The organism is Parabacteroides sp. B2-S-102 (assembly GCF_023656665.1).
Lineage (GTDB): Bacteria > Bacteroidota > Bacteroidia > Bacteroidales > Tannerellaceae > Parabacteroides > Parabacteroides distasonis.
Genome location: NZ_JAMOKM010000004.1, coordinates 317,224 through 343,908, shown reverse-complemented (window position 1 = coordinate 343,908; position 26,685 = coordinate 317,224). Strand labels below are relative to the sequence as shown.

Here is a 26,685-nt window from a genome sequence, read left to right as displayed (position 1 = left end):
TGGGAAGTGAATAACTAATCACTTGAGAAGCCTTTTGCAAGCGATTAAGTATGTTGTCTAAATAATTCATTTTCACCGCATAAGGAATTTACATTTCAAGTCGTAAATTATTTACTTCAGTAACGGATAGTGCCTACTAAGATTTGCTTATTTTCTGACATTTACATACAAGAGAGTCAATATATTCTAGCCATCCAATCCGCGAAAAAGTAGTCATATACCCTATAAAAGCCATCTTCCTGTGTTATCAAATCATTTTTCAACAGAGGTTTGACCGCAGATTGTACAGAACTGGCTGAGGGTAGCTTGTATTTTTTGATAAATGCTGATGACGTGAGACCTTCTGCTCTGCCCTCTTTGGCGATAGCTTGTAAAACAAGTTTTTGTTTGGGAGCAAGATTGGCAAGTAGATCCTTGTAACTACTTTCTTGTGTTAGAATCACATTCTTGCGGGCTATTTCTATCTTATCCATACTACAACGCTCACCCTCTTCGGTCAATGCGAAAAGTTCGTTCATTATCATTTGCACAAACCAAGTATAGCCATCGAACATCCGATAAACTTCTTCTATTACGGATTTGTCGATAAGCTTTCCCCTTTGCTCAAAAAGCCGGTTGGCGAACTCCACATAGATATGAATGGGTATTGGCTTAAGTCCTATACTAATAGCGCTTTGATAAAAAGGCTTGGAAGAGGAATTAAACATATTACTCATCAAATGGCGTTTACTGCCGGAGAAGATAAACATAGTCTGCTTGCATTGTTGAATCTTGGTTCGCAACAACGCTTCTACATTTTTCTCCTCATAGCCGCCAATTTGTTGGAACTCATCGATCGCCACGATACATGGTTTATCTGCGGTCTCTAGATAAGCGAAGATCTCATCAAGTGTTGTTTGTGGTGCTTGAATGTCTCCTAGCCCAATATCAAAACAAGGTTCTCCGGTTACCATATCCAGTTTAAAACCCGCACGCAATGAGGTTATGATTTGAAAGAACCGTTCCGTCCAAACCGTTTTCTTTGGCTTCAATTCGTCATAGATGGCTTTTCCTAATAGATATACGAACTCTGTTAATGAAGTAGTGGCATAAATATCCACAAAGAACGCATGATAATTTTTTTCTATCGATTCTTGATGAAAAAGATGTTGGATCAATCCGGTCTTACCCAAACGGCGTGGAGAAATCAATGCGACATTACGTCCGTTCTCAATCTGTTTAATCAAGAAGCTTGTCTCTCCCTCACGGTCACAAAAATATTTGTCTGATACATATCTACCCACGACAAAAGGATTCATCATTGCGATTGTCTCCATAATATAAATACATTTTATTGCAAATATAATAATTATATCCATAATAAAGAAAGGAAACGGTATGTTTCACTTGCACGTGTGGGAGTCCGTATTAAATAATTTGATATAGAGTGATTTAATTCGATTATTTATATATCTTCGCATTGTAGAAACCGCCGTTTCGGAAACAGCGATTTCGGAACTGTGTATTATTGCCATGCGTAAAGATTAATCTTTAGTATAGAAAGAATGGAAAAACAATCATTTATCGCTCTAGTAAAGCGTTATTATCCTTGGATCTGCAGTATGGAGAAGGCTGCTTTTCGTATACATGATGATGTGAATCAGAAATATGATCATGTGTTGCCTTATGGATTTCATCTGAAAATGACGGTATCGTATGTCTCTCGCTACGGATATCTGGTAGCTGAGACCGAGGCGGATATACTGATTTTGTATGCCTCTGCTTTTCTGCATGATACGATAGAAGATGCACGGATGACCTATAATGATGTCGTGAAATTCCTGAAAGAGTTCAAGGGGGGAGGCTTTGTCTTGCCAGAAGGCGTGAGACAGCACTTGGAAGACCAAGTTCCGGAAATCGTATACGCCTTAACGAATGAAAAAGGACGAAACCGGGGAGAACGGGCGAATGACCTGTATTATCAAGGAATACGGCAGACTAAATTCGCTTCTTTTATAAAAATGTGTGATCGGCTGGCGAATATCCAATATACGATGATGTTTGTTTTTGCGAACCGGATGTTGGATGTTTACCGTAAAGAGTATCCGGAATTTATCCGATCGATCAGTGAAGGTGCGGTTACACAGGTGCCGGATGTCATGAAGGAGGAAGCGGAACGTCTGTTAAATAGCGAATCGTATATTATATAGTCTTCTCGAATGTCTTTTTTTCAGAAATCCATACGGAGCGATGAAGATCTGCTCACCTCATTGAGGCAGGGGAGCGAGGATGCGTTTACTGTTATTTATGAGCGGTATCATAAATTATTGTATGTGTTGGCCTATAAATATTTGAAAAGTACATATTCTTCGGAAGATGCCGTACAGCAAGTTTTTCTGAAATTGTGGGAGGCACGTTCCCTACTGATGGTGAACGTGAATTTAAGGAACTATCTCTATACAATGCTAAAGAATCACGTATTAAATGAGATCCGGAATAATAATAGCGCCGTAGAGAAAAATTATGAGATCGTACAATCAGCGCCGGAATATGAGGATGAACTGCTTATAAAGATAGAGGAACAAGATATGATGTCTCATTTTTACCAAGCGATCGATCATTTGCCGGAGCAGAAACGCCAAGTCTGTCTGTATAAGCTGAAAGGGAATCTATCTAATCAAGAAATCGCCGATAAGATGAATATCTCGGTCCCCACGGTAAAAACACATTATGCGCAAGCGATAAAAATACTGCGGGCACATTTCGAGAGACTATTTTTATTTCTTTTATATTTGTGGAACTCATCCTATTGATGGCTTTGCGTGTCAATTGATAAAAGAAAATGAATATGAAAATACCCGATCTATCGATCATAGAGAAAACGCTAAATAATGAGGCTACTTCCGAGGAGTCTTGTGAGGTTGTTCGTTGGTTTAAGACCCCGGAAGGACAGGCATGGCTTGCTGAGCGTATCGATCAGGATGAGAAAACGATTCATATGGGGGAGGAAGAGGCATGGATCGACCATCCGATACCCTCAGCCGTAATGTATCAGAATATTATGCGGCAACTCCGCCGACAAAAAATACGCCGTTTTATAGCGTATGCGGCTGCGGTCTTTATACCGATCGCTTTAATTATAGGACTTTTCATACGCATAAACTCACAAGTGGATTTGTTGGCGGATGATGGCTATGACGAGGTGTACGTACCTAATGGGGAACGCATGCAAGTGCTTTTTCAAGATGGGAGTAAGGTCCATTTGAATTCGGGAAGCCGTATTCGTTATCCGAAAAAATTCGGTCTCTCCGAACGTAAGGTTTATTTGGAAGGAGAGGCTTGGTTCGAGGTCGCCAAGAACAAGAATCGGCCTTTTATCGTGGATATTTCTTATATGGATATAAAAGTGTTGGGTACTACCTTTGATGTGAAAGCCTATCCGGAGGAAGAAGCTATATTCGTCGCTTTAGAGACAGGATCTATCGAGTTGAAATCAAGATCCTTCAAATCTTATCAATTACGCCCGGGAGAAAAAGCGGTTTATAACAAGGCTTCCGGACGTTGTGAGGTACTCCGTTCCCACGATGTCAAGATGTATTCGGCATGGAGACGTAATGTGCTCGTATTTAAGAGCGCCCCTTTATCGGACGTAATGAAAACATTGGCTCGAACTTATGATATATCCTTTGACGTGAAGGATTCTGCCGCTTTGCGATATACGTATACGATAACGACCGATAGCGTCAATTTGACCACGGTATTAAAAGAATTGGAAAAAATCACGCCTGTACTATTCGAGGAAAAAGGGGGCAAGATAGAAGTACGGATGAAAAAATAAAAAAATTAGCTATAACGACTCATCCTTTTAGATTTGTCGTGTGTCTATTTGATAGGAGAGCAGGAAACAGAGTGTTAACCTTAAAATAGATATGCGTATGGATTCCTCATAAATAGATAACATAAGAACAGCCGAAAAGCTCCTACCCTTTTCGGCTGCCGATCGTATTAAAAATAAATTTCTAATACCAACTATTAAAATCAATACAAATATATGAAAGAAAAGCAAGAAAGCCCTCGGCGTAGGTGCCTTTTAATATTAATTGAGAAAATACCGAATGCCATGAAGTTAACCTTTCTATTTTTAGTCATATCCTTGCTGAGTTTCACGGCTACCGCCTCGGCTCAGCGGGTTTCTATTGTGCTGGACAATGCGAAAGTGGAGAAAGTTTTAGCTACCATCACCCACCAAACCGGGTTGAGTGTTGCGTATAGCAAACAAATCGTAGATTTGAATCGGAGAGTGAGCGTTAATTTTACGAATGCAGAATTGACAAATGTATTGGATAAAATAACGGAGGGCACGTCATTAAGTTATGAAGTTAAAAATGGAAAGATCTACTTATTTGAAAAACCTATAGCGAATGCGGTCACCCAGCAAGCCAAAAAAATAACGGGTGTTGTTGTCGATTCAAAAGGGGAACCTATCATTGGAGCGAATGTTGTGGAGAAAGGTACTCAAAATGGTACGATAACAGACTTTGATGGTAAATTTATTTTGGAGGTATCGGATAACGCGACACTTCAATTTTCTTATATCGGCTTTATGCCAACAACTGTCGCTATTGCGGGACAGACTTCATTGAATGTACGTTTAAAGGAGGATACACAGGCTTTGGAAGAGGTTGTGGTTGTTGGTTATGGAACCCAGAAGAAGGTGAATTTGACAGGTTCTGTTTCTTCAGTCAAATTTGATGAGGAATTGGCGAACCGTCCGATCACTGATGCTTCTCAAGCACTTTCCGGAAAGGTTTCCGGCGTGTGGATCAGCCAGAATTCGGGTAAGCCGGGAGATGATGGAGCGCAATTGAGAATTCGTGGCTGGGGTACATTGAATAATTCGGACCCGTTGGTGATTATTGACGGAGTAGAAGGGGTATTCAGCCAAGTAAATCCGAGTGACATCGAAAGTATCACAGTCTTGAAGGATGCGGCTAGTGCGGCTATTTACGGATCAAAGGCCGCTAACGGTGTCGTTTTGGTTACGACGAAGATGGGAAAGAATAATGAGAAAACCCAAGTAGAGTTGAACTCTTACGTCGGAATGCAGCAGATCGGACGTCATTTTGATTTAGTGACGAATAGCGCCGAGCATATGACTATGGCGAATCAAGCTTTGGTGAATGGGGGAGAGAACCCTCTTTTCTCGGAAACATTGATCTCTAATTTCGCTAATGGAACAGATACTTATAAATACCCGAATACGGATTGGTATGACTCTCTTTATCGGAATGCTTTAATAACAGGGCATAATTTATCCATTTGCGGTGGATCGGAGAAACTATCTTCCTTCTTGTCTTTGAACTATTTGAGTCAGGAAGGTATTTTGATGAACTCTAAGGCGGAGCGGTTCGGTATCCGGGCAAATGTGGAGTATAAAGTGAATTCATGGTTGAGAGTTGGCGCTCGTTTGAATTATACTCGTAGGAATTCCCAAGAGCCTTTTGATTTGTTCCGTGTATTCGAACAGCAACAAGGTGCGGCTCCTTTCATCGCTCCATATACCCGGGATGGCCGTTTCGGTTCGGTAGAAGCGATTAAGGATGATGGTACTTTATTGTATACGACTTATCAGCCGGTTATAGACGCTTCGAACGGGGCGACTAAAACATCCAAGGATTATATGGCTGTAAATGCTTTCGCTACCGTAGATTTTACGAAAGACTTGAACTTACAAGTAACATGGGCCTCTAATGGCAATTGGAAAATGGTTGATAAATATAATGAGACCCTTTATGGATATACGGATTCTGGCATAGAGACGATACCGAAAAATTACAATCGTGATGGTATTGTGTTGAGTAGAGAGCAAGTATCGACTATGCGTAATAATTTCCAAGCGACATTAAACTATAGCAAGCGATTTGCGGATAAGCATTATGTTGCCGCTATCCTTGGTACCCAATTGGAGAATTACAGTATAAAGAACGTATTTGCCCGAAGAACCAACCCACCCAAAGAAGGATTAACCCAAGTGGATGCGGGAACGGAAGGTATCAAGGGAGAGGGAAATTTTGAAGGTCTACGCATGGCATCTTATTTTGGTCGATTGAATTATGCCTTTGCGGATAAATATTTATTTGAGATGAATCTCCGTGCCGATGCCTCCTCTCGTTTTAAACGGGGAAATCGCTGGGGTGTTTTTCCGGGCTTCTCTGCAGGATGGCGTTTGAGTGAAGAGGCGTTTATTAAGAACCTGAATCTGTTTTCTAATTTGAAACTACGTGCGTCGTGGGGACAATTAGGCAATCAAACCATTGAAGGATATTGGCCTTATTTAACAGTGATCTCCCAAAATTATGACTTGAGTTATAATTATGGAGGCTCATTGGCTCCGGGTGCTGCCGTAACCGCTTTGGTGGATGAGGATATTACTTGGGAAACTACCTCTTCCTTGGATATTGGCGTGGATTTGGGCTTCTTAGGTAATAAGTTGAATATAGAAGCTGATTACTTCAATAAAAAAACAACCGATATTATCGTTCAATTGCCAATACCAAACGTATTAGGGGATAAGACCGCACCGTTTGAGAATGTGGGCGAGATGAAAAATAATGGTTTTGAGTTAGTCGTGAATTATGATAATCTTGAGACGAGCAGAGATCGCCTTGGATTTAACGTAGGACTAAACTTTACGTATATCGATAATAAAGTAACGAAATTTCAAGGTGGAAACTCTCCGGACCAGCTTTATTTGATTCGTGAGGGATATCCGTATAAGGCTTTGTATGGCTATAAAGCGGTTGGCATCTATCAATCGGACGAAGAAGCCGCTCAACATATGCATAGCAATGGGCTTAAGCCGGAAATGGGAAATCTGAAATACGAGGATGTTAATAATGATGGAAAATTAGACTATCAAGATAAACAAGTACTTGGTAATACGATTCCTAAAATTACGTATGGACTTACTGCCGGCTTACGCTATAAAGGGTTTGACTTAAATATCTTATTCCAAGGTTTGGGACAGGCGAATGCGTTTACGAAGAGCGGCATGACCCGTATGCAATACGAATGGCTGACTATTTCTGATAAATGGCGGGATGCGTGGAGCCCAGAGAATCCGGACTCAAATATACCGATGCTTCGGTTTGACTCTTCATGGGACACGTATGACTCCTCATTTTGGGTACATCGTATCGATTTCTTGAAATTGAAGAACTTACAATTAGGTTATGCGTTCCCTGAATGGATTACCTCAAAGCTAAAAATGCAACGGTTGTATGTATATGCGAATGCCCAGAACCTGTTTACGATTATGTGGAAAAAAGGGTATGAAGGATATGATCCGGAAAGAAATACGTTTGATTCGGGTACCAATTATTACCCGACTCCGAGAATATTTACATTTGGTATAAATCTTAATTTCTAAAAGTATGAAACAGTTATTAGCATATTGCTTATCAATTATACTATGTGTCTCTTTCACGGGATGTATGGAGAATTATTTGGATTTGTATCCTGAGGATAAGATTACTTCGGCGAGTTTCCCGGAAAATGAATCGGATATCAAACTCCTTTTAAATGGTGTCTATGCTCAATTGAGGGAAAAAGAGGTTTATAATCAAGGCTTGTTTGGCTTTGGCATAACGGATGGAGCTACCCCTAACGCATTTAACTGGGGAACGGATGAGGTTTTTAATAAGTTGGGTGCCGGGCGATTGAGCTCTAGTGACGGAGGAGTCGTAACGTATCGTTGGAAAAGATGTTATGAGATAATCTCCCGGGCAAACTATTTGTTGGCCTGTATGGATTTAGTGGATTTATCGGAAGAAGCGAAAGCCAAATATTCAGGTGAGACTCATTTTCTACGGGGGCTGGCTTATTCTGTGCTAGCGGAAACCTATGGTGGGGTACCTATTATATTGACGAACATTTCCACGGAAGAAGCTCGTAGCTTGAAGCGGGCGAGTTTGGAGGAGACTTGGCAACAAGCGCTGGATGATTATGAGGTTGCGATCACCAATCTGGGAGTGGATGCTCCTGAGCCGGGGCGTGCTACCAAGGGGGCGGCTTTAGGTATGAAAATGCGAGCCTACTTATACCAAGGTAAATACAAGGAGGTTCTGTCTTGTGTCGAGCAAATTGATGCGTTGAAGAAATATGGTCTATTCCATAGTTATGAGGGTTTGTTTGATCCGGCTAATGAGAACAATAAGGAAGTATTGTTTGATATCCAATATATTGAAGGCGAGAATTCGCAAGGTTCCTATATTGACCAGTATTGCGGAACGGGTACCGGAAGTTGGACCCGTGGAAGCCGTTATGTCCCTACGGATGATTTGGTTGCGGCTTATGAGACGATCGATGGCTCTCCTGTAGATCCCGAGAATCCTTATGAGAACCGGGATCCTCGTTTAGGTTTCACGGCTGTACTTCCGGGTTCTTATTTCTTGGGCTATCGTTTCCCTAATTACCTGTATCCGGGAGGTGCGTTTAATCATGCCGGTAATCGGTTGAAACATTTAAGTACCCGTAAATATCGGATTCAGGATGAGTCAAAGCTTCCTCCTTCCGGGCAGTCTTATATCAATGATATCATACTGAGATATGCGGATGTCTTATTGTCAAAAGCGGAGGCGATTATTGAGACGAATGGAAATGTAGCGGATGCGATCGCTATCCTCAACCGGATCCGTACGGAAAGGGATGACGTTAAGATCTCTTTGCTGCCGACATCTATGAGCCGTGAGGAGGCTCGTGAGAAAGTAAGACATGAGAGACGGATTGAGTTAGCGTTGGAAGGCCGTTATTGGTCAGACGTGAAACGTTGGAAAATCGGGAAGACGCTTTATCCTATGATTATAAAAGATCATGAAGGAAGCGTGATCGAGACGAAGTTCCCGAATGGATATCTGGAATATTACGATTTACTGCCTATTCCTGATAGCGAGCGCTCTTTGAATCCGAATTTGGATCAGAACCCGGGTTGGTAATGTTCAACTAAAAGAAGGATGAAATGAAATTTATATCTAAATTGATACCGGTATTAGCCCTTTCCGGAGCGGCCGTGGCTACTCAAGCGGCGGAAAGGCCAAATGTGATCATCGTATTTATCGATGATTTCGGATATGGGGATTTAGGTTGTTACGGGAGTACGAAGCATCGTACTCCCCATATCGACCAGATGGCTAAAGAGGGAATACGACTGACCGATTTTTATGTGGGTTCGAGCGTGAGCACACCTTCCAGATCGGCTTTATTGACAGGGTGTTATCCAAGGCGAGTCTCCATGCATGTAAATGCGGACCCTACACCTTTGATGTCCAAAGGGAGGCAAGTGCTATTTCCAGCTTCGCATAAAGGCTTGAATCCCGGTGAGATAACGATCGCCGAGTTGATGAAGGAGCAGGGGTATGCGACGGCTTGTATCGGGAAATGGCATCTAGGGGATCAATTGCCATTTCTTCCTACCCGGCAGGGTTTCGACTATTATTATGGTATTCCTTATAGTAACGATATGGATCGTCCGTATTGTCCGTTACCCTTGATGGAACAGGAGGAGGTAATAGTGGCTCCAGTCGGTCATGATTCCTTGACGATTCGTTATACTAATAAGACTGTGGAGTTTATAAAGTCTCATAAGGAATCTCCGTTCTTTATTTATTTGTGCCATAATATGACTCATAATCCGTTAGCGGCTTCTCTCGCTTTCAAGGGAAAGTCTCAGAACGGACTCTATGGGGATGCGACCGAGGAATTGGATTGGTCGATGGGAGTCTTGCTTGAGACTTTAAAGGAGGAAGGATTGGATCAAAATACCTTGGTTATCTTTACTTCCGATAATGGTGCGGATGAACACTTCGGCGGTACGAACCGTCCGTTGAGAGGCCAAAAGGGTACGACGTATGAAGGTGGATTCAGGGTGCCTTGTATAATGAGATGGCCCGCTAAAATACCGGCGGGACAGGAGACTGATAATCTGGTGACTTCGATGGATTTCTTACCGACATTGGCGCATTATTGCGGTTATGCGGTTCCTTCCGACCGGGTGATAGATGGGCATAATGTGTCTGGAATCTTGGAGGGAGAATCGATGGCATCGCCCACGGAGACTTTCTATTATTACCAGAAACAACAATTACAAGCGGTACGTTGGGGAAACTGGAAGTATCATTTACCTTTGAAGGAACGTATCAAAGGCCCTCACTTCCCGGATACGGAAGTCGGTGAAGCTCGTTTATATAATTTGGCGAATGATTTGTCGGAAACAACCAATGTCATCGATAAACATCCCGAAGTAGTAACGAAGATGAATCAATGGATCGAACAGGTTCGTAGTGATATGGGAGATTGGGGATATGAAGGCCGGAACCAGCGTCCTGCCGGTATCATAGATGAACCTTTTCCCCGTTTACTTAAATAAAAAGATACGTATATGAAAACACTGAAATCATTGTCTGTTTTAACAGCGGCGGTATTATCGAACAGCTTGAGCTTGAACGCTGCCTCGGATGCGGCCAATAAGCCTAATTTTGTAATCATATTCTGTGACGATATGGGATATGGGGATTTGAGTTGCTATGGGAATCCCACGATCCGCACACCGAATATAGACCGTATGGCTTGTGAAGGAATGAAGCTGACCCAGTTTTATGTGGGGGCCGGAGTTTCTACGCCAAGTCGGGCCGCGTTAATGACCGGACGTTTGCCGGTTCGAAATGGATTATATGGAGATCGGGTAGCCGTACTTTTCCCTAACTCAAAGGCTGGGTTAGGACAAGATGAGGTCACGATCGCCAAGGTTTTACAACAAAGCGGGTATGCGACCGGCTGTGTAGGCAAATGGCATTTAGGAGCGTTCTCTCCCTATTTACCGACGGATCATGGTTTTGATACCTATTTCGGCATACCTTATTCCAATGATATGAGCCCCGTTCAGAATAAAGGCGCGCATGCCCGGAATTTTCCACCGACTCCATTGATATTGGATGGTAAGGAAATCGAATCGGAACCGGATCAGGGAGAATTAACCCGTCGCTATACGGAGAAAGCGGTATCGTTCATCAAGGATCATTCAAAGGAACCTTTCTTCCTTTATTTCGCTCATACCTTCCCGCATATCCCATTGTACACGAATGCCCGTTTCGAGGGAACGAGCAAACGAGGCCTGTACGGAGATGTGGTTGAGGAAATAGACTGGAGCGTTGGGGAGGTGTTGAAGGCTCTGCGTGAAAATGGCTTGGACGAGAATACGTTTGTTATTTTTACCAGCGATAACGGCCCTTGGCTGACGGAGCATGAGAATGGTGGTTCCGCAGGTCCGTTGAAGGATGGCAAGGGTACTTGGTGGGAAGGTGGCTTCCGGGTTCCGGCCATTTGTTGGATGCCGGGAAAAATCAATCCGGCGATCAACGATGAGATTATGACCTCGATGGATTTATATCCGACTTTCCTCTCGATGGCGGGTATCGAGCAACCGAAAGATCTTGTATTGGATGGCGTGAATCAAACCGGATTATTGTTTGAGGAAAAGCATTCCGCCCGTGATGAGGTTTATTATTGGTGGGGAAGCGAGTTGATGGCGATCCGTAAAGGGGAGTGGAAGTATTATTTTAAGACGATCAAGGACCAATATCTGCGAACCTGTAAGATCGAGACTCCGGCAGAACCCTTGTTGTATAACGTGGAGACAGATATCTCGGAGAGGTTCAATCAGGCGGAGAAGCATCCGGAGATCGTGAAATTACTGATCGAGGCCGGTGAGAAACATAAGAAAGGAATGAAGATCAAACCTTCCGTATGTGATATGATGTAATGGGAAATTAAAAACAACAGATAGATGAATAAATATATACTGACAGCGGCTTGCGGATTGGCTTTTTCCGCAGCTTCCGCACAAACAAAGGCTTTGCCGGATAGCCCGAATATCCTGCTGATTTTGGTGGATGATTTGGGATATGGTGATTTGTCCTGTCAAGGAGCCGCCAAGGACATTCAAACTCCACATATCGATAAATTATTAAATGAAGGAGTTCGTTTCACGAATTTCCATGCGAACTGTCCGGTCTCCTCTCCTAGTAGAGCTTCCTTATTAACCGGTCGTTATCCGGATATGGTAGGCGTACCGGGAGTTATTCGTACGCATAAAGAGGATAGCTGGGGGTATCTGTCGGAGGATGCCGTATTATTACCCCAGATGTTGAAGAAAAGAGGCTATCATAATGCGATGGTTGGAAAATGGAATTTAGGATTGGAGTCTCCGAATACCCCTACGGAAAGGGGCTTCGATTTCTACCGGGGATTTTTAGGGGATATGATGGATGATTATTATACCCATTGTCGTTTCGGAAATAATTATATGCGTGAGAATTTGAAAGAGATCGATCCACAAGGACATGCTACAGAGGTTTTCTCTGATTGGGCGATCCGTTACCTGTCGGATATGAAGCAAAAGCAAGAGCCTTTCTTCTTGTATCTAGCTTATAATGCCCCACATACCCCGATACAACCTCCTCAGGAATGGCTGGAAAAGGTGAAAAAGCGTGAACCGTCACTTCCTGAGAAGCGTGCTAAGATTGTCGCCTTGATTGAGCATTTGGATTATAACGTCGGACGTGTGTATGAGGCCTTGGAACAGAATGGCCAGTTGGAGAATACGATCATTATATTTACCTCTGATAATGGAGGGCAGGACGATGCGGGTGCGAATAACGGCCCGTTCAGAGGCGCGAAGCAGGATATGTATGAGGGAGGGATCCGGGTAGCCGGAGGTATTTATTGGAAGAACCAGATCCGTCCGGCGGTACGTGATAATTTCGTCATGCTTTCGGATATGTTCCCGACCTTATGCGATCTGACAGCCGTGCCTGTATCGCATGAGATCGACGGTATCAGTATCTTGCCTCTTTTACGGGGTGAGGAACAAGATACCGGAGATCGAATGGTGCATTGGGTGCGAAGGGAAGGTAATTCCCGATATGGTGGTAAAGCCTATTACGCATCTCGCTATAAAGATTATAAGATCTTACAAAACACACCTTGGGAACCTATCCAATTCTTCAATCTGAAAGAAGACCCTAAAGAGCAAAACCCGATCGCAGAGCGTTCTTCCGCTGCCTATAAAAACTTGTTCAATGGCTTGATGGAGCATATCCGCCAGACGGGTATGATCCCTTGGCAAAGTAAGCGATATAAGTAACCTTTTCGTATTATTTCAATGAACACGTGTATAATGTATTTTGCGTTATACACGTGTTTTTCTATAAAATCTCTTCTAGCTAATCTGAAAATCGAATGTTTTGTGTATGTTTGCGTCAAATCTGCGGGAGTTATTTCTACATGATCTATATGAAAATATCCGATGAGGGGCTTTGGGAACTGTGTCTGAAGGGAGATATGAGAGCTTTCCGTGAGCTGTATTGCCGATTTTACGCCTTATTGCGCAATTATGGTATCAAGCTACTTCCTGACAAGAGCTTGGTGGAAGATTGCGTACAGGATATTTTTATCAAATTGATTCAAAACCACGAGACTTTATCTCCAACTGTAAATGTCAAAGGTTACTTACTCAAGACTTTAAGGCATAAGTTGTATGATACGATCGAGAAAAACAGGAAGATGGAGGACATCTCTCTTTATGAGGATACTTTCCAAACAGATGAATTATTTTCTCGTATCTCACTGGATACGACGGAAGCGGACGAACGGGTTAAACTCTTAATGAAGGCTTTGACAAAACTTTCCCCCCACCAGAGAGAGATTATTTATCTTTATTATGTAAATGGATTGGGACACGATGAGATTGCGGAGATCTTAGGTATAAATTATCAATCGAGTAAAAATTTATTATCCAGAACGCTTAGTAAGTTAAGAAGGTGGTTTTCCCTGGACGCTTTAATAATGGGGGGCATCCATTATGTTTTATTCCCTATGCTTACATAAGCGAAAATATCTACCATATCTACAACTATGTCTTATATGCCCTATAAATAAGTATATTACATGGTGGTTGTAGATATAAAAATATCTACAATTATCACTCTTGACCTACCATGTTTTAAGGTGAATGGCAAGAAAGCAATTTATCACTTAGGCTTGTGAGTAGGGAATGGAGTCTTTAAGAGTTGTTTCCCTTAGGGAAAACAAAAGTTTCGTACTGAAGAAACTTTTGTTTTACTATAGGTAAACTAAGGTTTAGTGTACGGAAAACTTTTGTTTGATACTAAGAAAAACTGTAAATATCATATTATTAGTGATTTATGTATATTGGAAGGATACCGGGTGTCGATATATAGCGAGTGTGGAAGATCGTGCTTTTCAAAACACAAGAATATGAAAAATTGTGTTTTTTTCCGCAAAAGTGAGTACCAAAATCAAATTGATCCGTAATAAGAATAAAAATGTAACCTGTGAATAAGAAACGAGACATATTTGAAAAAGATTTATTCCGGCAAGCTGGAGAGGATTTATGGCGTAAAGTCCGAGAAGTGGAACAATTGGATTCCAAGTTCGCTTTATCCTCATGGCAGAAGGTCGAGGAACGTTTGAAAGCTCCCCGTAAAACCTTTGTTTTACGCATACGCTATCTAGCTTCTTCTGTGGCGGCGGCGGTCGTGTTACTCCTTGCCATAGGATGTTATTTCTGGATGGTGGGGGATGATAAATCCTCCTTGCCATTGGCTTTGTTGGAAGAAAAGAGCATAGACTCTTTGCCGGACGATGAGATTGTGCTGGTGGAAAATGGAAGCTGGGTACAGCTTAAAAATGGGGCTACAATTACGCATGATAATATAGGTAAACCAAGTGTAAAAGACTCTCAGATAAAGAAGAAAGTATTAGCTACTAAGACTGGAAATTTGAATCAAATCATAGTACCGAAGGGCAAGCGGGCAAATATTATATTTTCAGATGGTACCCAGATATATGTAAATGCCGATACCCGTGTGATTTATCCGGCCGTGTTTGCTAAAGATAAACGAGAGATCTTAGTTACGGGAGAAGCCTATTTGGATGTTACCCCAGATTCTTCCCGCCCTTTTATCGTAAAGACAAATGCGTTTAATGTAAAGGTACTCGGTACCCAATTTAATGTTTGCGTCTATGGAGATGAGCCGAAGGCTTCCGTTGTATTAGTCGAAGGCCGGGTGGAGGTAGAGAATGATAAGCATGTTAAAGAGGTGCTAGCTCCTAACCAGATGATAGAGTTGGGAAATAAAGGGGTATCTATTAAGGAAGTGGATGTGTTTGAGTATATCTGTTGGAAAGATAATCTGATGCAAGTGAACGATCGTAAGGTTGGGGATGTCTTAAATAAATTAGCCCGATACTATGGGCGTACGATTGTGTTTGATAAAGAGATCGCGGAAATACCTCTTTCCGGTAAACTTGATTTGCGAGGAAGTTTGGAAGATGTTGTTGAGATTATTTGTCAATCTCTATTCTTGCGACAAGAGACGGATAAAGAGAATAATATAATCATATTAAAATAGATTGCCTATGTAAAAGAACTATTTGGTGAAAAGACTTTGTGTTAAAAAGAAAAATTGACAAAAAGAACCGGAAGATACCGTCATATCCACCGGTTCAAAGACTTCGTTTAATCAATTAATTATGTATTAAAGAAAAAACATTACAAATGTATGAAAAAAAAAGATGATTTCTGTAGAGAATCGAATCATTTTCTCAAAAGTGTTTGTTTAGCCTTATGCTTGATCAGTTCTGGAGGCTCTGCGGTGTACGCCGCTACCTTGCAGACGGAACAAACCACGGTGACAGTCCGTATGAATAATTGTACCATAAAGGATGTATTTGACCACATTGAGAAAAATAGTGAGTTTGTTTTTGTTTATCATGGCGCTAATATCAACTTGCATCGCAGGGTAAATTTGGACGTACGGGATAAGTCCGTTGAGGTTATATTGGAAAGGTTATTTAAAGGAACGGATGTTGAATATATTATCAACAACCGACAAATTATCGTACGAAGGAACGAGAAAAAAGAAAACTCGTCCCTTTCTATTCAGCAAGCTAAAAAAATCACGGTCACTGGTATTGTGAAAGATACTCATGGGGAACCTCTCATTGGTGTAAATGTACTGGTGAAGGGGAGTAGAACGGGTACGATTACGGATATGGACGGACATTTTTTATTAAATGAGGTAAGTCCGAATGCGATGGTCTCTATTTCTTATATAGGGTATAAGACAGAAGAAATAGCCTTGAATAATCGTTCTAGCCTAACGATTACACTGACAGAGGATAGTGAACAACTGGATGAGGTTGTCGTTGTTGGCTATGGTACTCAGAAGAAAGTGAATTTGACAGGATCTGTTTCTTCCGTGAAGTTTGATGAGGAATTGGCAAACCGGCCTATAACGGATGCCTCACAAGCCCTTTCTGGTAAAGTGTCGGGTGTATGGATCAGTCAAAATTCGGGAAAGCCGGGGGATGATGGCGCTCAGTTAAGAATCCGGGGTTGGGGTACGCTGAATAACTCGGATCCGTTGGTAATTATTGATGGAGTAGAAGGCGTTTTTAGTCAGATCAATCCAAGCGATATTGAGAGTATCACCGTGTTGAAGGATGCGGCTAGCGCAGCTATCTATGGATCGAAAGCAGCGAATGGAGTCGTTTTGGTAACGACGAAGATGGGTAAAAATAATGAGAAGACGCATGTGGAATTGAACTCATATGTAGGTGTACAACAGTTGGGGCGGAGATTTGATCTGGTGACAAATAGTGCGGAGTTAATGACCATGGCAAACCAAGCCTTGGCTAATGGTGGCGAGAGTCCTTTATATCCCGAGTCCTTGATCTCTGATTTCAAGAATGGCACGGATCCTTATAAATACCCGAATACGGATTGGTACGAACACGTTTATCGGAATGCTCTAATTACAGGCCATAATTTATCAATTCGAGGTGGTTCGGAAAAATTATCTTCTTTTTTGTCCTTAAATTATTTGAAGCAAGAGGGTATTATTACGAATACAGATGCGGAGAGATTCGGTATGCGGGCTAATCTGGAATATAAGGTTAATTCGTGGTTGAAAGTTGGCGCTCGTTTAAATTATATACGCCGGAATTCTCAAGAACCGTTTGATTTATCGCGTGTATTCTTTATACAATCGGGAGCAGCCCCTTTTATCGCTCCTTATACGAGAGATGGACGTTTTGGTTCGGTTGAGGCGATTGCGCAGGATGGAACTTTATTGTATGATAACAGGAACCCGTTAATTGATGCTTCCAATGGCGCTACCAAAACGACTTTGGATTATATGTCGTTAAATGCGTTCGCTACTGTTGACTTTACGAAGGACTTGAATTTGCAAGTCACTTGGGCCTCTAATGGCAATTGGAAAATGGTCGATAAATATAATGAGACCCTTTATGGATACACGGATTCCGGTATAGAGACAATGACTATAAATTATAACCGGGATGGCTTGGAGATGAGTAGAGAGCAAATATCTACTATGCGTAATAACTTTCATGCGACCTTGAACTATAGCAAGAAGTTTGTGGAAAAACATTCGGTCGCGGGAATCTTGGGTGCTCAATTAGAAAATTATAATATTAAGAACGTATATGCACGTAGGACGGATCCAGCTAAAGACGGATTAACCCAAGTGGATGCGGGAACGAATGGCATTCAGGGCAAGGGTAATATGCAAGGATTACGTATGGCTTCTTACTTCGGTCGTCTAAATTATGCTTTCGCTGATAAATATTTATTCGAGATGAATCTTCGTGCGGATGCCTCCTCCCGTTTCAAACGAGGTAATCGATGGGGTGTTTTTCCCGGTTTCTCAGCTGGTTGGCGGTTGAGTGAGGAAAGCTTCATTAAGAATGTGAATATTTTTTCTAACATGAAATTGCGAGCTTCTTGGGGACAATTGGGTAACCAGATGATCGAGGGGTATTGGCCTTATTTAACTGTTATCAATCAGAATTATAATTTAAGTTATAATTATGGAGGTTCCTTGGCTCCGGGTGCGGCTGTAACAGCCTTGGTTGATGAGGATATTACTTGGGAAACTACCTCTTCCTTGGATATTGGCGTGGATTTGGGCTTCTTAGGTAATAAGTTGAATATAGAAGCGGACTATTTCAATAAAAAGACTACCGATATTATTGTTCAATTACCAATCTCCAATATCTTAGGTGATAAGACAGCGCCTTTCGAGAATGTTGGGGAGATGAAAAATAACGGTTTTGAATTGGTTGCGAATTATGATAATTTGGAAGCCAGTAGGGATCGATTGGGATTTAATGTAGGATTTAATTTTACTTACATAAATAATGAAGTAACAAAGTTCCAAGGTGGTAATTCTCCGGATCAACTGTATTTGATCCGTGAGGGATATCCTTACAAAGCGTTGTATGGTTATAAAGCGATTGGCATTTACCAATCGGATGAAGAAGCGGTAGAGCATATGCATAATAATGGCTATAAGCCTGCCATGGGTAATTTGAAGTATGAGGATGTAAATAATGATGGAAAATTGGACTATCAAGATAAGCAAGTATTAGGAAATACGATTCCGAAGATCACTTATGGTATTTCTGCAGGGTTGCGTTATAAGGGATTTGATCTGAGCCTCTTGTTTCAGGGTTTAGGAAAGGCGAATGTCTTTACTCAAAATGAAATGACTCGCTTAGGATATGAGTATATGCGAATCGCGGGCTTTTGGAGAGACGCATGGACACCAGAGAATTCAGGTTCTAGTATCCCTATGCTTCGATATGACTCTACTTGGGATCGATACGACTCCTCATTTTGGGTACATCGGATTGACTTCTTGAAATTGAAGAACTTACAATTGGGTTATGCATTTCCGGAAAGGATTACTTCAAAGTTGAAAATGCAACGGCTTTATGTATACGCTAATGCTCAGAATTTATTTACGGTTATGTGGAAAAAAGGCTATGAGGGATACGATCCGGAAAGAAATACGTTTGATGCGGGAGGTTCTCCGTATCCGACACCGAGAATATTCACATTTGGTTTAAATCTTAATTTCTAAAGCTATGAAACGTTTAATAATATATTGTTTGTCGTTTTTGTTATTGATCTCTTTTGGTGGTTGTATGGAGAATTATCTGGATTTGTATCCGGAGGATAAAATCACGGCCGCTAACTTTCCGGAAAAAGAATCGGATATTAAGTTACTGTTAGATGGAACGTATGCTTGTCTAAGGGAGACCGCTGTCATAGATCAAGGTTTGTTTGGGTTTGGAATGACAGATTGTGCGACTCCCAATGCATATAATTGGGGAACTGTCGAGGTTTTCAATAAATTGGGAGCCGGACGTTTGAGCTCTAGTGATGGCGGTGTCGTTACTTTTCGTTGGAAAAGATGTTATGAAATGATCTCTAGGGCTAATTATTTATTGGCTTGTTTAGAAAAAATAGAATTAGCGGGGGAGGCGAAAAAGTTGTATGTTGGCGAGGCTCATTTCTTGAGGGGATTGGCTTATTCGGTACTTGCGGAAACTTATGGGGGTGTTCCTGTCGTACTTTCAGAAATCTCAACATCGGAGGCTCGTAACCTAAAGCGTTCCAGTCGAGAAGATACATGGCAACAGGCGTTGGATGATTATGATGTCGCCATCGCTAATTTAGGTGCGGATGCTCCGGAGAAAGGACGTGCTACGAAAGGCGCTGCCTTGGGTATGAAAATGCGTGCGTATTTATATCAAGGTAAGTATAAGGCGGTTTTGGAATGTGTAGATCAGATTGATGCTCTGAAGAAATATGGCTTGTTTCATAGTTATGCGACATTGTTCGATCCGGCTAATGAAGGAAATAAGGAGGTTCTATTTGATATCCAATATATAGAGGGTGAAAATTCACAGGGTACTTTTCTGGATCAATACTGCGGAACGGGAACCGGTAGTTGGACACGTGGTAGTCGCTATGTTCCTACAGATGATTTGGTGGCGGCTTATGAGACCGTGGATGGGAGCCCTATTGATCCGGAAAATCCTTATGAGAACCGTGATCCTCGTTTAGCGTTCACGGTTGTGCTTCCGGGCTCTTATATTTTAGGACATCGTTTCCCTAGTTATTTGTATCCGGGGGGAGCTTTTAATCATGCGGGTAATCGATTGAAACATTTGAGTACTCGTAAGTACCGGATTCAGAACGAGGCGGATTTACCTCCCGCCGGCCAGTCTTATATCAACGATATTATCTTGCGATATGCGGATGTGCTATTGTCGAAAGCGGAAGCGATTATTGAATCTGGTGGAAATGTTTCGGAGGCGATCGCTATATTAAACCGGATCCGTACGGAACGAGATGACGTGAAAATTTCCCCATTGCCTTTGTCCTTATCTCGGGATGAGGCCCGTGAGAAACTAAGGCATGAAAGAAGAATAGAATTGGCGTTGGAAGGTCGTTATTGGTCGGATGTGAAGCGTTGGAAAATAGGAAAGGAGCTTTATCCGATGATTATAAAGGATCATGAAGGAAGCGTGATTGAGACAAAATTCCCGAACGGCTATTTGGAATACTATGATTTATTACCTATTCCTGATAGTGAGCGCTCTTTGAATCCAAATTTAGAGCAAAATCCGGGTTGGTGATTTAGAGAATATATTTATTAGAATTTAGATTATATAAAATGAATTATAAAGAGATCTTTGTTGCGGTTAATAGTGCCGCATTGATGTTGTCAACCGTAAGTTGTGGCGCAAAAGAGGAAGCTGTTCCTAAGCCGAATATCATAATTTTATTAGCGGATGATTTGGGATATAATGATGTCTCTTGTTATCGAAATGAGAATTTTCCGCAGCAGTCGGATAGCTTTCCTACTTCCCAAACTCCGAATTTGGACTTATTGGCCCGGCAAGGTATTCGCTTTACGAATTTTTATTGTGGTGCGGCTGTTAGCTCTCCATCTCGTGCGGCTCTAATGACCGGTCGGAATTGTACTCGTACAGGGGTTTATAATTATCTGGAGCAAAACTCACCGATGCATTTGAGAGATAGTGAGGTTACTATAGCAGAAGTACTGAAACAAGCAGATTATGCGACGGGGCATTTTGGAAAGTGGCATTTAAGTTCGGGACGTCCGGATCAACCTTATCCCAATGATCAAGGTTTTGATTATAGTTTTTATGCCTTGAATAATTCAGTCCCGTCTCATCATAATCCCACGAACTTTTTCCGGAATGGAGAACCGCAAGGTGAGATCGAAGGTTATTCCTGTGATATTGTGGTAACGGAAGCACTCCAATGGCTAGACAAGAATAAACAGGAACCTTTCTTCTTAAATGTTTGGTTCAATGAGCCTCATTTTCCAATGGCGGCCCCGGAGGAGTTGAAGAAAAGGCATGCTATTAATCCTGAGTATTATGGGTGTATCGAAAATATGGATATAGCGATTGGTAAATTAATGAATTATCTAAAAGAACAGAATCTGGAAGATAATACGATTGTCATATTTGCTTCTGATAATGGTTCTCAGTGGGATTATTCTAATTTGCCATTTCGGGGAGAGAAACATTTTAATTATGAGGGAGGATTGCGAGTTCCATGTATTGTTAGATGGAATAAACATGTACCAACCGGTGTGATTAGTGAGTTTAACGGTTGTTTCACGGATATATTACCAACGTTAGCGTCTTTAGCGGATGCTCCGGTTCCTACAGATCGTGTTATTGATGGTATGGATATTTCTCCGGTGTTTTTGGGGAAAGCTGAAACGTTGGAAAGAGAAAACCCTTTGTTCTTTTTCCGGTATATTCATGATCCTATTTGTATGATACGTGAAGGCGACTGGTGTCTACTGGGATACGATGAGCCTCTACCATGGGCTTTTAGTTTGGATGAATTAGCGCTTGGTAAAGTGAAGCCTTGGTATTTGACAAAAGAACATATGGAGTTCGCCAAGAAGGTGTTTCCAAAATATTTTGAGTTATATAATTTGAGAGATGATCGTGAGGAACGAATAGATGTGGCAGATAAACATCCTGAAATTGTAGCGAGACTGAAATCAAAGATGTTGAAACTTAAGCAGGAAGTTGTAGCTGAAGGTGGAGATTGGTTTGCGGAAGACGTGGATGAAAGATGACAAAGTTGCTTGCGTGTCAAATGATATGAGAAAATAAGTCCTAATAACTTGTTTAAAATTCATAGTTATGATTTTCTTGAGACATAGTTATGTTTTGAGTATTTCATAACTATGTTTTTCCGGGTCATTTCAAAGGAAAAAAGTGCTCTTTTTTTGTTATTTCTATAAAGATATTTACCTTTGTCTCTATGTTAAGGATAATAACACATATTGAACGCTTATTGCTGACGCATGATTGTGTGATCTTGCCGAAGTTTGGTGGTTTCGTGCTGCAAATCTTGCCGGCGACGTATGAGGAAGAGGAATATTCATTCCGGCCGATGCGTAAAGAGGTTATGTTCAATGTAACGCTACAGCATACAGACGGCTTGCTTTCCGAGTCGTATATGCAGACGTATGGCGTTGATTACCGGAAAGCTCAATTGATGCTGGAAGAGGATATCGAGGCTTTGAATGTTTCTTTGGAACAAGACAAGCGGATAACATTGGGGCGAATCGGGACTTTCTCTATAGGAGAGGAAGGGCAGACCATTTTTACGCCGGGCGATTCTGGGGTATTTAATGCGGATTCGTATGGTTTATCATCGTTTCATTTTCCGGTTTTGCGATCGTTGGAGGAAGAGCGGGAAGAGGTTGCCTTACTTACGGGTAAGAAAAAGAAAGATGTGTTCTATATCCCGGTTAGTCGTAAGTTGATCCGGGTTGTTGCGGCGTCAGCTGCTGCTGTCGCATTATTCTTTGTGGTTTCGACTCCGGTGAAAGAAGTAAACCTGTCCGCTTATACAGCTAGTTTTGTTCCTACGGAGATGATAAATTATAGGTTTGAGGAACCGATTTCTCAGCTGGAGGAAATTCAAGTATCCCAAGAGGACGAGATGGTAGCGGAGGTAACTCCCAAAATAGAAGCGACTAAGGAGACAGAGATTGCCAAAGCGGCTTCTGCTCCTGAGGTAAAGAAAGAGCTTGTTGCTCCCGCTCCGAAAGTGAAATCCGTGGCACCGAAGAAGATGTATCATATCGTGATAGCGAGTTTCCCGACAGAGGAGCAGGCGAATGAGTATATATCCGGTGTAGACCGTGCGCAATGTAAAAATGTAAGCAAGGTGGTTCGTGATGGTAAATATCGTATTTATGCGGATAAGTTTAATAACCGGGCGGATGCCGAGAGCTACATGGCGACACTTCGAAAAATAGAAAAGTATAAAGATGCTTGGCTGTTCATTAGCCGTTAATAAAAAAGCCTGATCGAAAGATCAGGCTTTTTTTATGACTTGTCGTCGTTTTGTGGCCGGGGCAGTCTTTTCTTCTTCAACCGTCCTGCCTTTCGTAAGGCTTGGTCCAGAATGTACTGGATTTGGCCATTGGTGCTGCGAAATTCGTCCGCAGCCCAAGCTTCGATAGCTTCCATCATATCAGCGTCCACCCGCAGGATGAAGCTTTTGACAGTATTATCTTTTTTGGCCATATACTAGTATTAATATTAAATTCTTACATTAATGATGTAGAGTCCCGGTATTTACGACAGGTTGCGCTGCCTCGTCAGCACAAAGGACAACCAACAGATTACTGACCATTGCGGCCTTTCGTTCCTCATCCAGTTCCACAACATTGTCTTTATCCAGTTTGTTCAAGGCGAGTTGAACCATGCTAACCGCTCCTTCCACGATCCGTTCTCTGGCGGCGATAATTGCTTCCGCTTGCTGGCGGCGTAACATGACTCCGGCGATCTCGGAAGCATACGCTAAGTAATTGATACGGGCTTCCAATACCTCAATACCTGCTATCGCCAGACGGCTGTTTAATTCCTCCTCCAGCTTTTGAGCGACCTCCCCGTCATCGGACCGTAAGGTCACGGGATCTTTGCTCTCGTTATAATCATAGGCATACATGCCAGCGATCTTACGGATGGCGGCATCACTTTGTATCTGCACGAAATTCTCATAATTCTGCATTCGTTGGGATAATTCAGAGGATTCTCCCATTGATATGAATGATTTATTCGAAGAGATACTAATAGACGAAGAATCGATGTCGAACATCGCTCTATAAGTATCCTTGACTTTCCATACCATCACGGCCCCGATCATAACCGGATTGCCGACCTTATCGTTTACCTTGATAGGAGGGACATCTAAATTACGGGCACGTAACGTGATTTTCTTTTTGCTGTAAAGCGGGTTGACCCAGAAAAATCCATTATCAGTAATTGTCCCTTTATATTTTCCGAAAAAGAGCATTACTCGGGCATTATTGGGCTCGATTTCCATGAGTCCCAATAAACAAACCGCTAACAGGCAGAGTCCGACGATGCCGGTGATTACGCTCCAAGTCTCATTTATGCCTGCGATTAAATAGCAGCTAAGACCCGATAGAGCCAGTATGAGAAAAAGGGCAAGAAACCCAGAGATTCTCAGTCCGTTGAATGTCTTTTCAGTTGCTTTCATGATGATTTATATTTGATATTAATTTGATATTACAAAATAAGTGATTTTTATGGAGACTGCCAAATCTTTTGAGGGATATTATTAGAGTGATCTGTAAATATTTTCATAGCTTTGTCTCATCTAAAAATTACATGCTTGGACTTTCAGTTAGACACGAACAATAAGGAGTTTCAGGATGCCTTGCAACTGATCACTCACACTCGCCAGTCCGTTTTCCTTACAGGGAAAGCCGGGACAGGCAAGTCTACCTTTTTGAAGTATATCTGTAATCATACGAGGAAAAAGTATGTGGTGCTGGCTCCTACCGGAATCGCAGCCATAAATGCAGGTGGCGTTACCTTGCATTCTTTTTTCAAGCTTCCTTTCCGGCCGATGTTGCCGGATGATCCGGATTTAAGTTTGTCGCATGGTCGTATCTTTGAGTTTTTCAAGTATCCGAAGGAGAAACGGAAGATTATAGCGGAGGTCGATTTGATTATCATTGATGAGATATCGATGGTGAGGGCGGATATTATTGATTGTGTAGATCGTATCTTGAGAGTTTACTCCGGCAATATGCGATTACCTTTCGGTGGAAAGCAGTTATTGTTTGTAGGAGATGTCTTCCAGTTGGAGCCGGTTGTTCCGTCGGATCAAAAAGAGATCTTAAGTTTGTTCTATGCGAGCCCTTTCTTTTTCTCGGCTCGTGTGTTCAAGGATATCAATTTAGTACCGATCGAGTTGCAAAAGGTGTATCGCCAGACCGATCCTGTTTTTATCAATGTATTGGATCGGATTCGTAATAATGCCGCTAGAAAACAGGAGTTGGATACGTTGAACGGTCGTTATTTTCCGTCTTTCGAACCGCAAAATGAGGATATGTATATTACGCTGGCCACTCGCCGGGATCAGGTTGATTTTATCAATGAGAAGAAGTTGGCCGAACTTCCCGGAGAAGAATATGTCTCCGTGGGAAAGATCGAGGGGGATTTTCCGGAATCCTCATTACCTACCCAGCTGAATTTATCCATCAAGGAACAGGCGCAGGTTATTTTTATCGATAATGATTATGAGCGTCGTTGGGTAAACGGAACGATTGGTATGGTATCGGGTATCGATGAGAATGGAAATGTTTATGTCTTGCTGGAGAGCGGTGTGGAACATTTGGTGGAACCTACCTCATGGCGAAATTATAAATACAAATATAACGAGAAAGAGAGACGGATCGAGGAGGAGATTGTCGGTACGTTCGAACAATTGCCGATTCGTTTGGCTTGGGCGATCACGGTGCATAAGAGTCAAGGCTTGACTTTTAGCCGGGTGGTAGTTGATTTGACCGGGGGTGTATTCGCCGGGGGACAAACCTATGTGGCGTTGAGCCGTTGTACCTCATTGGAGGGATTGGTGCTAAAAAGCACGATCTCTTCCCGGGATATCTTTATCCGGAAAGAGATCGTGGAATTCAGCCAAATATTCAACAACCAAGCGTTAATAGAGAAAAGCCTCAAGGAAAGTGAGGCGGAACTACAATATGGTCGGGCGGCTCAGGGATTTCGGCTAGGTAATATGCAAGAGGCGGTCGAGGCTTTTGCCGCCGCTGTATCTAAACGGAATGAATTGGATAATCCGATGGTACAACGGCTGCTTCGTTTGAAATTGCAAGCGTTGAATAGTCAAAAGGCACAGATTAAGGCTTTGCGGGAAGAGTTGCATTCGCTTCGTGAGACCCAGAAAGAGTATGCGCATGAATATTACTTGATGGGCAACGAGTGCATAACGAAGGCCCATGACGCGAATGCCGCTATCCGTTGTTTTGATAAGGCCTTGAATTTGAATCCGAATTATGTGGAAGCTTGGGTACGCAAAGGGGTTACTTTATTGGATATAGGTGAGGACTATGACGCTCAGGTTTGTTTAAACAAGGCGGTAAAATTAAGCCCGAAGTCTTTTAAGGCTCGCTATAACCGTGGAAAATGCCTATTGAAACTCAAATATTACGATGAAGCTATTCTGGATTTCCAGCAGGCGATAAGCATCAAACCTAAACATGCGGCTTCCCACGAATATCTAGCGGAAGGGTTCCGGGCGATAGGAGAGGACGAATTAGCCCAGCAGCATCAAGATATTGCGGATGCCTTGCGAGGGGGAGAGGATATATGATGAAATAGAAAAGGCGAGAAAATTTATTTCCCGCCTTTTTTATG

The 26,685-nt window shown here is 42.1% G+C and carries 18 protein-coding genes; 15 read left to right on the top strand and 3 right to left on the bottom strand.

The genetic code is table 11. The annotated features are described in order from the left end of the window. Positions 1-176: 176 nt before the first annotated feature. A complete protein-coding gene (locus tag NBH07_RS08275) occupies positions 177-1,316 on the bottom strand; it encodes an AAA family ATPase (RefSeq protein WP_005854078.1) in 1,140 nt (379 codons plus the stop codon). Between the two features lie 228 nt (positions 1,317-1,544). Between NBH07_RS08275 and NBH07_RS08270 the strand changes: the two genes are divergently transcribed. The 14 genes from NBH07_RS08270 (at position 1,545) to NBH07_RS08205 (ending at position 23,290) form a co-directional block, all read left to right on the top strand. Next, a complete protein-coding gene (locus tag NBH07_RS08270; RefSeq protein WP_009017989.1) occupies positions 1,545-2,189 on the top strand; it encodes an HD domain-containing protein in 645 nt (214 codons plus the stop codon). A gap of 9 nt (positions 2,190-2,198) precedes the next feature. Beyond that, the gene (locus NBH07_RS08265; protein ID WP_005854082.1) at positions 2,199-2,792 is read left to right on the top strand and encodes an RNA polymerase sigma factor; all 594 of its coding nucleotides are present in this window, start codon (positions 2,199-2,201) and stop codon (positions 2,790-2,792) included. Between the two features lie 35 nt (positions 2,793-2,827). Beyond that, positions 2,828-3,817, top strand: coding sequence for a FecR family protein (locus NBH07_RS08260; RefSeq protein WP_039848874.1), 990 nt, complete (start codon positions 2,828-2,830; stop codon positions 3,815-3,817). A 213-nt stretch (positions 3,818-4,030) separates the two neighbouring features. Continuing rightward, a complete protein-coding gene (locus NBH07_RS08255) occupies positions 4,031-7,408 on the top strand; it encodes a TonB-dependent receptor (RefSeq protein WP_009017991.1) in 3,378 nt (1,125 codons plus the stop codon). Between the two features lie 4 nt (positions 7,409-7,412). Then, on the top strand, positions 7,413-8,972 hold the full coding sequence (locus tag NBH07_RS08250) for a RagB/SusD family nutrient uptake outer membrane protein (protein ID WP_009017992.1): 1,560 nt from the start codon (positions 7,413-7,415) through the stop codon (positions 8,970-8,972). Positions 8,973-8,995: 23 nt separating this feature from the next. After that, positions 8,996-10,402: a sulfatase family protein gene (locus NBH07_RS08245; RefSeq protein ID WP_009017993.1), complete on the top strand. Its 1,407-nt coding sequence runs from the start codon at positions 8,996-8,998 to the stop codon at positions 10,400-10,402. A gap of 12 nt (positions 10,403-10,414) precedes the next feature. Continuing rightward, positions 10,415-11,794, top strand: coding sequence for a sulfatase family protein (locus tag NBH07_RS08240; RefSeq protein ID WP_009017994.1), 1,380 nt, complete (start codon positions 10,415-10,417; stop codon positions 11,792-11,794). 24 nt (positions 11,795-11,818) lie between these two features. After that, the gene (locus NBH07_RS08235) at positions 11,819-13,177 is read left to right on the top strand and encodes a sulfatase family protein (protein ID WP_009017995.1); all 1,359 of its coding nucleotides are present in this window, start codon (positions 11,819-11,821) and stop codon (positions 13,175-13,177) included. Positions 13,178-13,326: 149 nt separating this feature from the next. Beyond that, the gene (locus NBH07_RS08230) at positions 13,327-13,920 is read left to right on the top strand and encodes an RNA polymerase sigma factor (protein ID WP_049762389.1); all 594 of its coding nucleotides are present in this window, start codon (positions 13,327-13,329) and stop codon (positions 13,918-13,920) included. 467 nt (positions 13,921-14,387) lie between these two features. Continuing rightward, a complete protein-coding gene (locus NBH07_RS08225; RefSeq protein ID WP_005854096.1) occupies positions 14,388-15,467 on the top strand; it encodes a FecR family protein in 1,080 nt (359 codons plus the stop codon). Positions 15,468-15,617: 150 nt separating this feature from the next. Then, positions 15,618-19,004, top strand: coding sequence for a TonB-dependent receptor (locus tag NBH07_RS08220; RefSeq protein ID WP_156682533.1), 3,387 nt, complete (start codon positions 15,618-15,620; stop codon positions 19,002-19,004). A gap of 4 nt (positions 19,005-19,008) precedes the next feature. Beyond that, positions 19,009-20,568, top strand: coding sequence for a RagB/SusD family nutrient uptake outer membrane protein (locus tag NBH07_RS08215; RefSeq protein ID WP_005854100.1), 1,560 nt, complete (start codon positions 19,009-19,011; stop codon positions 20,566-20,568). Positions 20,569-20,606: 38 nt separating this feature from the next. Next, positions 20,607-22,058: a sulfatase-like hydrolase/transferase gene (locus NBH07_RS08210; protein ID WP_005854102.1), complete on the top strand. Its 1,452-nt coding sequence runs from the start codon at positions 20,607-20,609 to the stop codon at positions 22,056-22,058. A gap of 188 nt (positions 22,059-22,246) precedes the next feature. Further along, on the top strand, positions 22,247-23,290 hold the full coding sequence (locus NBH07_RS08205) for an HU domain-containing protein (RefSeq protein WP_005854104.1): 1,044 nt from the start codon (positions 22,247-22,249) through the stop codon (positions 23,288-23,290). Positions 23,291-23,322: 32 nt separating this feature from the next. Here the strand turns inward: NBH07_RS08205 and NBH07_RS08200 are convergent, their stop codons facing one another. Together NBH07_RS08200 and NBH07_RS08195 are read right to left on the bottom strand one after the other, a co-directional pair. Next, on the bottom strand, positions 23,323-23,523 hold the full coding sequence (locus NBH07_RS08200; protein WP_005854106.1) for a type II toxin-antitoxin system antitoxin: 201 nt from the start codon (positions 23,521-23,523) through the stop codon (positions 23,323-23,325). Positions 23,524-23,551: 28 nt separating this feature from the next. Continuing rightward, on the bottom strand, positions 23,552-24,502 hold the full coding sequence (locus tag NBH07_RS08195) for an SPFH domain-containing protein (protein WP_156682532.1): 951 nt from the start codon (positions 24,500-24,502) through the stop codon (positions 23,552-23,554). Positions 24,503-24,637: 135 nt separating this feature from the next. Here NBH07_RS08195 and NBH07_RS08190 point away from each other — a divergent pair, with 135 nt between their 5' ends. Beyond that, positions 24,638-26,641 carry a tetratricopeptide repeat protein gene (locus NBH07_RS08190; protein WP_156682531.1) on the top strand — a complete coding sequence of 668 codons (2,004 nt, stop codon included), beginning with the start codon at positions 24,638-24,640 and terminating at the stop codon, positions 26,639-26,641. Positions 26,642-26,685 lie beyond the last annotated feature (44 nt).